This window comes from Roseiarcus sp. (assembly GCF_052145395.1).
GTDB lineage: Bacteria > Pseudomonadota > Alphaproteobacteria > Rhizobiales > Beijerinckiaceae > Roseiarcus.
In genome coordinates this window covers 1-7,089 of record NZ_JBKQOT010000646.1, presented here as the reverse complement: position 1 = coordinate 7,089, position 7,089 = coordinate 1, and the positions used below count along the sequence as shown (strand labels likewise).

7 protein-coding genes and 1 pseudogene are annotated in these 7,089 nt (G+C 63.8%); all 8 read right to left on the bottom strand.

The genetic code is table 11. The features are described 5' to 3' along the window. A partial coding sequence (locus ACLP25_RS22305) for a class III extradiol dioxygenase subunit beta (RefSeq protein ID WP_442471331.1) occupies positions 1-830 on the bottom strand: 830 nt, incomplete at its 3' end. Between the two features lie 38 nt (positions 831-868). Next, positions 869-1,282, bottom strand: a complete 414-nt coding sequence (gene ligA / locus ACLP25_RS22300; protein WP_442471330.1) for a protocatechuate 4,5-dioxygenase subunit alpha — start codon at positions 1,280-1,282, stop codon at positions 869-871. Between the two features lie 2 nt (positions 1,283-1,284). After that, positions 1,285-2,232, bottom strand: coding sequence for an amidohydrolase family protein (locus tag ACLP25_RS22295; protein WP_442471329.1), 948 nt, complete (start codon positions 2,230-2,232; stop codon positions 1,285-1,287). Between the two features lie 10 nt (positions 2,233-2,242). Next, positions 2,243-2,926 carry a 4-carboxy-4-hydroxy-2-oxoadipate aldolase/oxaloacetate decarboxylase gene (gene ligK / locus ACLP25_RS22290; RefSeq protein WP_442471328.1) on the bottom strand — a complete coding sequence of 228 codons (684 nt, stop codon included), beginning with the start codon at positions 2,924-2,926 and terminating at the stop codon, positions 2,243-2,245. A 25-nt stretch (positions 2,927-2,951) separates the two neighbouring features. Continuing rightward, on the bottom strand, positions 2,952-3,980 hold the full coding sequence (locus ACLP25_RS22285) for an amidohydrolase family protein (protein WP_442471327.1): 1,029 nt from the start codon (positions 3,978-3,980) through the stop codon (positions 2,952-2,954). A gap of 92 nt (positions 3,981-4,072) precedes the next feature. Continuing rightward, positions 4,073-5,410 (bottom strand): MFS transporter, encoded by a 1,338-nt coding sequence (locus ACLP25_RS22280; protein WP_442471326.1) that lies wholly within the window; start codon positions 5,408-5,410, stop codon positions 4,073-4,075. A gap of 47 nt (positions 5,411-5,457) precedes the next feature. Next, the gene (locus ACLP25_RS22275) at positions 5,458-6,477 is read right to left on the bottom strand and encodes a catechol 2,3-dioxygenase (protein WP_442471325.1); all 1,020 of its coding nucleotides are present in this window, start codon (positions 6,475-6,477) and stop codon (positions 5,458-5,460) included. 333 nt (positions 6,478-6,810) lie between these two features. After that, positions 6,811-7,089 (bottom strand): annotated as a pseudogene (locus tag ACLP25_RS22270) (protocatechuate 3,4-dioxygenase); the annotation flags it as partial.

The following is a 7,089-nucleotide window of genomic DNA, read 5'->3' as shown; positions in this document are numbered from 1 at the left end:
TCGAGAATCATATGGCCCACCGCGGTGTTGGAGGCGGGCACATGGTAGAAGCGGTAAATCTCCTTGGCATCGTCATCGAGCGCGCCGCGCGCGATCAGCCACATCACGAGCTCGATGCCTTCCGATCCCGCCTCACGGACGTAATCGATGTTCGGCATCTTCGCGAGGCCCTTGGGGTCATCGATCAGCCGGTCGAGGAAGGCGTTGTCCCACTCCTTGTTGATCAGGCCGGCGCGCGGCCCCTGAAGCTGATGGCTCATGCCGCCGGTGCCCCAGATATGGACGTTGAGGTCCTCGAGATAGCTCTCGATCGCCTTGCGGATCGCCTGGCCGAGGGCGAAGCAGCGCGCCCCCGAAGGCACCGGGTGCTGCACGACGTTTACGGCGAACGGGATGATCCTGCACGGCCACGCGTCGACCTTGCCGAAAACGCAGCTTAAGGGGACCGTGAGGCCGTGATCGACGTCGATCTCGTTGACCATGGTCAGGTCGAAATCCTGCTGGATCACCTCCGAGGCGATGTGCGAGGCCAGCTCCGGATGCCCGATCACCTTCGGCACCGGTCGCGCGCCATAGCCTTCGTCCGCCGGGGCGAATTCCGGGCCGGTCATGATCGCAAATGTGGGGATCATCTGCAGGCTGAAGGCGGTGGCGTGATCGTTGTAGACCAGGACGATCACGTCGGGCGTGTGCGTCTTCACCCATTCCTTGTCGAAGTCGTACCCGGCGAACACCGGCTTCCAGTAATCCTCCTTGGTCTTGCCGAGGTCGAAGGCCGCGCCGACGGCGGGGATGTGCGAGGTGTAGAGCGAGGCGGTGATGCGGGCCATGTTCGGTATGTCCTTGAAGTCGCTAAAAGCCGGGGCCGTCACTCTTTCCGGGGACGCTGCGCGTCGCCGTCCTCGCCGATCCGACGATTGCCCTCGATCGAGCGGCCGCCCTTGATCATCATGTCGCGATAGTCCTGCTCGCTCATCCCGGTCATCGAGCCGGCCATCTGCTGGAAGCTCTTGCCGTCAGTCGCGCCGATCTTGGACAAAAAGTAGATGTTTCCCCCGAGTGCCATCATGCGGTTGAGGTCACGGTCGATGACCGCCTGTTTCTGCTCCTCGGTGAGCTTCCAGCCGTCGAGGTAGGCGCGCTCGTCAGCCTTGAACTTCGCGCGGTTCTCGGCCTTCATCAGCGACATGCAGAACTGGTTCAGCCAGTATCCTTTCCGCGCTTGCTCGGCGTCGAAGACGATCGTGCCGGGAATCTCCTGGAACTCCTTGTCGAGCGCCATCTTCAGGCTCCCTTTTCCTCGGGCCAGTAGAGTCGCATCGGATTGTCGACCAGCAGCTTCTGCCGCAATGCGGCCGTCGTCGCGATATGCGGAATGAAATCAACCAGAAGCCCGTCGTCGGGCATGTGGTCCTTCAAGTTCGGATGCGGCCAGTCCGTGCCCCAGAGAACACGATTGGGAAACTCCTCGACCACGCGGCGGGCGAACGGGACGACGTCGCGATAGGCGTTCCTTTCGTCGTTGAGCGCCGGAGGCCCGGCGACGGACAGACGCTCCGGGCACGAAACCTTGCTCCAGACGTTGGAATGATCGCGCATGAACTTGAGAAAGAGCGCGAACTCGCGCCCATCGACGGGCTTCGTCACGTCGGGCCGGCCCATGTGGTCGACGACGACGGTCGTCGGCAGGGCGGTGAAGAAGTCCCAGAGTTCCGGCAGGTCGACCGCCTCGAAGTAGATGACGACGTGCCAGCCGAGTTTTTGGATCCGGCCGGCGATCTCCATCAGTTCGTCCTTGGGCGTGAAGTCGACGAGGCGCTTGACGAAGTTGAACCGCACCCCACGCACGCCTCCGGCATGGAGCTGCTTCAGCTCATCGTCCGACACCGTGCGACGCACCGTCGCAACGCCGCGCACGCGGTCCCCGCTCGCGAGGCAAGCGTCGACCATGGCGCGGTTGTCGGCGCCGTGGCAGGTCGCCTGCACGATCACGTTGCGCGCGAAGCCGAGGTAGTCCCGCAGTGCGAAAAGCTGCGCCTTGCCGGCGTCGCAGGGCGTGTACTTTCGTTCGGGCGCGTAAGGAAACTCCGCGCCCGGGCCGAACACGTGGCAGTGCGAATCGACGCTGCCCGGCGGCAGGACGAAGTCGGGTTTGGTAGGGCTGTCGCACCAGTCGAGCCAGCCCTTGGTCTTCTCGAACGGCCCGGTGACGGGCTTGCCTGTCGCGCTCATTCCCGTCGCCTCAATCGATGTACTTCAGGCCGGCTTTTTCCAGCGGCTCGCGCATCTTGTACATGTCGAGACCGAGCACGCCGGAGGCGAGTTTGGCGCGCTTGTCGCCCTCGTTCGCTTCGCGCGCAGCGGCCGCCGCGACGGTCTTCTCCGCCCATGCGCTCGGTACGACCACCACGCCGTCGTCGTCCGCGACGATGGCGTCGCCGGGATTGACCAGGGCGCCGGCGCAGACGACCGGAATGTTGACCGATCCCAGCGTCGCCTTCACCGTGCCCTTGGCGCTGACGCACTTGCTCCAGACGGGAAAGCCCATCTCGGTCAGCGTCTTCACGTCGCGCACGCCCGCGTCGATGATGAGCGCCCGCGCGCCGCGCGCCTTGAACGACGTCGCGAGCAGGTCGCCGAAAAAGCCGTCGGTGCATTCGGCGGTGATTGCCGCGACGACAATGTCGCCCGGCTGAATCTGCTCGGCGACGACATGCATCATCCAGTTGTCGCCCGGATGCAGCAGCACGGTCACCGCCGTGCCGGAAACGTTGGCGCCGGGGTAGATCGGGCGCATGTAAGGCTGCATGAGGCCGACGCGACCCATCGCCTCGTGCACGGTCGCGACGCCGTAGGCCGCGAGCTTGTCGACGGAAGCGCGGTCAGCGCGGTCAATCTTGCGGCGGACGACGCTGAGTTCGGTCATGGGACTGCCTCCTTATCGGACTCTCTTATCGACCTTGGGCCTTGAGCGCGGCGTCGAGGCGCGGATAGACGCGACGGGCGTTGCCTTCGTAAACCTTGTGGCGCTCCTCCGGCGAAAGGTTCGCCGTCGCCTCGATGTAGCGCTTGGTGTCGTCGTAGTTGTGGCCGGTCTCCGGGTCGACGCCGCGCACAGCGCCGATCATCTCGCTGGCGAACAGAATGTTGTCGACCGGGATTACGTTGGTCAGCAGATCGATCCCCGGCTGGTGATAGACGCAGGTGTCGAAGAACACGTTTTTCAGCAGGTGCTCCTTGAGGAGCGGCTTCTTCAGCTCCTGCGCGAGACCCCGGTAACGGCCCCAGTGATACGGCGCGCCGCCGCCGCCGTGGGGCACGACGAAGCGCAGGGTCGGGAAATCCTTGAACAGGTCGCCCTGGATGAACTGCATCACCGCGGTCGTGTCGGCGTTGATGTAGTGGGCGCCGGTGGTGTGGAAGCAGGCGTTGCAGCTCGTCGAGACATGCACCATCGCCGGGATGTCGTACTCGACCATCTTTTCGTAGATCGGATACCAGTGCCGGTCGGTGAGCGGCGGGCTCGTCCAGTGGCCGCCCGACGGGTCGGGGTTGAGGTTGATCGCGACGAAGCCGTAGTCCTTCACGCACTTCTCGAGCTCGGGGATGCAGGTCTTCGGGTCGACGCCGGGGCTCTGCGGCAGCATCGCCGCGCCGATGAAATTTTCGGGAAAAAGCTTCGACACCCGAAAAATCAGCTCGTTGCAGATCGCGGCCCAGGTCGAGCTCACGGCGAAATCGCCGATGTGATGGGCCATGAAGCTCGCGCGCGGCGAGAAGATGGTCAGGTCCGCCCCGCGCTCGCGCATGAACTTGAGCTGGTTGGACTCGATCGATTCCCTGAGTTCGTCGTCGCTGATCCTGAGATCGGACGCCTTCGGCATCGCGGCCGGGTCCTTGATCCCGGCGATCTGCTGGTTGCGCCACGCCTCCAGCGCCTTCGGCGCCGTCGTGTAATGGCCGTGGATGTCGATGATCAAGGCAGCGCCTCCCGTGGCGATGAAAGAGATCCATATGTCGCGAGGAGAGACGTCATAGCGTCAGTTTCGGCTTCGGCATCGTCATGTGCTCCCTAATGCGCCGTCGCTTCCCTAATCTCGCCGACGTCGGCAGGCCGCGTTGAGGCGATGGCGAGAGCCGCGCAGATGGCGGGGACGGCGAGGATGCCGAGGACCGCGCCGAAGCCCCAGCCCAATCCCAATAGCGCGCCGCCGACCAACGAACCGACAATGCTGCCGAACCGGCCCATGCCGAGCATCCAGCTCACGCCGGTCGCCCGCGCAATCGTCGGATAGCAGCCGGGAGCAAACGCATTCAACCCGGTCTGCGCGCCGCTCATGCAAAAGCCCGCGAAAAACACCAGCGCCGGCAACCCGGCGGACATGGCCCCGGCCAGCGAGACGCCGAGGATGCAAAAGCCGCCCACGAGATAGGCCGCGGCGATCACAAGAGCCGGCCGGCGTCTGTCCATTGTCCAGCCCACGACGATCGCCCCGATCGTTCCGCCAATCTGGAACATCGCGGTCACGTTGGCCGCCGTCGTGATCGAGAGGCCAGCGTCCTTCATCATCGTCGGCAGCCAGCCCGTCAGCAGATAGATGACGAGGAGGCCCATGAAATAGGTGACCCAGAGCGCAATCGTCATGAAAGCGTAGCCCTCCGAGAACAGCACGCCGATGGGCGTGCGGGTCGGAAGCGGGGGCTCTTTCGAGATGAAGGTTTCGTCGCCCACGAAGCGGAAACCAGTTACACGGCCGAGCGTGGCGGCGATCTTCTCGGCAGCGGCCCCACGCAGCGCCATCAGTCTCGCAGATTCGGGCAGGAAAAGCACAAGCATGGGGACCAGGACCAGGGGGACGATTCCGCCAAGCAGCAAGACCGAGCGCCAGCCATACAACGGTATCATATAGCCGGCCGCAAAGCCGATGACGGCCGAACCGAGATTGAAGCCGGTAAACATGATGGTGATCATCAGCGAACGACGGCGTAGCGGAGCGTATTCCGAAAGCAAAGTCGTGGCGTTGGGCATAGCCGCGCCCATGCCCATCCCGGCCAGCAGACGCAGCCCGGCCATCTCGACAGGCGAGGAGGCTCTGGCTGCAAGGACGGTGAAAAGCCCGAACAGGAAGACGGAGATCGTGAGAACGATCTTGCGTCCAAACCTGTCGGAGGACGGGCCGGCGACGAGCGCGCCGATGACGAGGCCGAAAGGGGCCGCGCTGATCACGAAGCCGAAGGCCGATCGTGAAATGTCCCATTCTTGAAGAATCGGCGGCGTCACGAAGCCCATGATGGCGACATCCATGCCGTCGGCGACGACGACCAGGAAGCACATGGCCACAAGGAACCACTGAAACGCCGAGGCCGGGCGCTCGTTGATGAAATCCTTGATGTCGATCGTCTTCGCCATGGCTCGGCTCCCGAACGGTGGTGAAAAGTCTTATCGAAGTCGCGCCTTCACGAGGCGATCCCCTTTTCCGACAGATCATCCTGCTCGACGGTCTCGTTTTCGAACGGGCTCTGGCCGGGCAGGGGCGGCGTCCCATGCGTGTGAAACGTCTCGATGGTCTTTAGTCCCCAGGCCTGCCCCTTTTTGCGCTCGGTTTCGGACCAGCGGATCGGCTGCCAGTCCGGCGCAAGCACCAGACGCGCGCCGGCGTTCGCTACCTCGACCCGATGTCCGCCCGGCTCAAACACGTAGAGGAAAAACGTTTGCTGAACCGCGTGTTTATGCGGCCCGGTTTCGATCGGGACGCCGGCCTCAAGGAAGATGTCAGCCGCACGGAGAACGTCCTCGCGGCTGTCCAGCGCATATGTGATGTGGTGGAATCGCCCCTTCACACCGTGGGCTTCCTTCGTATAGGCGAAGTCGTAGCTCTTGTTCGTCGCGGTCAGCCACATGCCCGCTTCTTCCCCTGAATCGAGCACGATCTGCTCTGTGAGGCGGAAGCCTAGATAATTCTCAAAAAACTCGCGGTTGGCTTGGATGTCCACCGCGAGGCAATTGAAGTGGTCGAGGCGGCGCACGTTCACCCCGCGCGCCGGATAGCGCTGGGCCTGATTCTTCAGTGCAGGGCGCAGCGCCTGCGGCGCCTGATACCACTGCGTCTCATAGTAGAGCTCGATGACATGCCCGTCGGGATCGCGAAAGCGATAGGCCGGCCCGTGACCGTACGCGTCTTTCACCCAGCCGATTCCCGCTCCCGAATTCTCGATCGCCTTGACGCGGCGCTCGAGCGCTTGCGCACTGCGCGCCCGGAAGGCGGCGTGACCGAGAGCCGCCGTCTTCGCGGCCGTCAGCTGTAGCGAATAGTGTTCGTAATCGTCCCAGGCGCGCAGAAAGACCGAGTCCGCCTTGCGACCGCTTTCCGTCATGCCCAGGACGTCGACGAAGAAGCGCAGGCTCTCCTCTGGCTTCGGGGTCAGAAGCTCGAGGTGACCGAGATGCGCCACATCCATGATTGGCTCTTGGCTCATCGGCTCTGCCTCCCTGTCGGCGCCGCGGCGGTTTCCTATTCCCATCCCACAGTCGTTAGACGTCTTCGAGGCCGCGGATCGGTGGTGGCGATCACCATCCACCCGATTTATGCGGGATCCACGCCGCCCCAACAGGATGCGGAATGAGCGCTTGTCCCCGAGCGGCTAAAAGAGACAGGAAATGGCCGTCCCGGACGTCCGGGTCATCGAGGGGCATTTCCTCCTCCGCCTTGCGAACTTAAGGTCGAGCATGCGGAAACTCGCGCAGGGGATCGAGTCCCAGCGCGACGGGTGATCTTAGCTCAGGCGCGGGCCACCGCAAGCCCACTTGGCTCACGCCGCCTCGAGCACCAAGGTCGCTGCGGCCGTGTTGCTGATCGGGATGTGATAGTTCGAGCACACCTTGCGCATTGGGCCCTGAGACGCCGCCCGCGCGGCGAGCCAGTTGATGAGCTCGACGCCCTGCGTCCCGGTCATCTCGACCAGCTCCAGAATGCTGAACTGCGTCGCCCATTCCGGCTCGTCGACCATCGTCTCGAGGAACTTGAGGTCGAACGGCTTGTTGATGAAACCGGCGCGCTGGCCCTCGAGCTGGTGGCTCAAGCCCCCCAA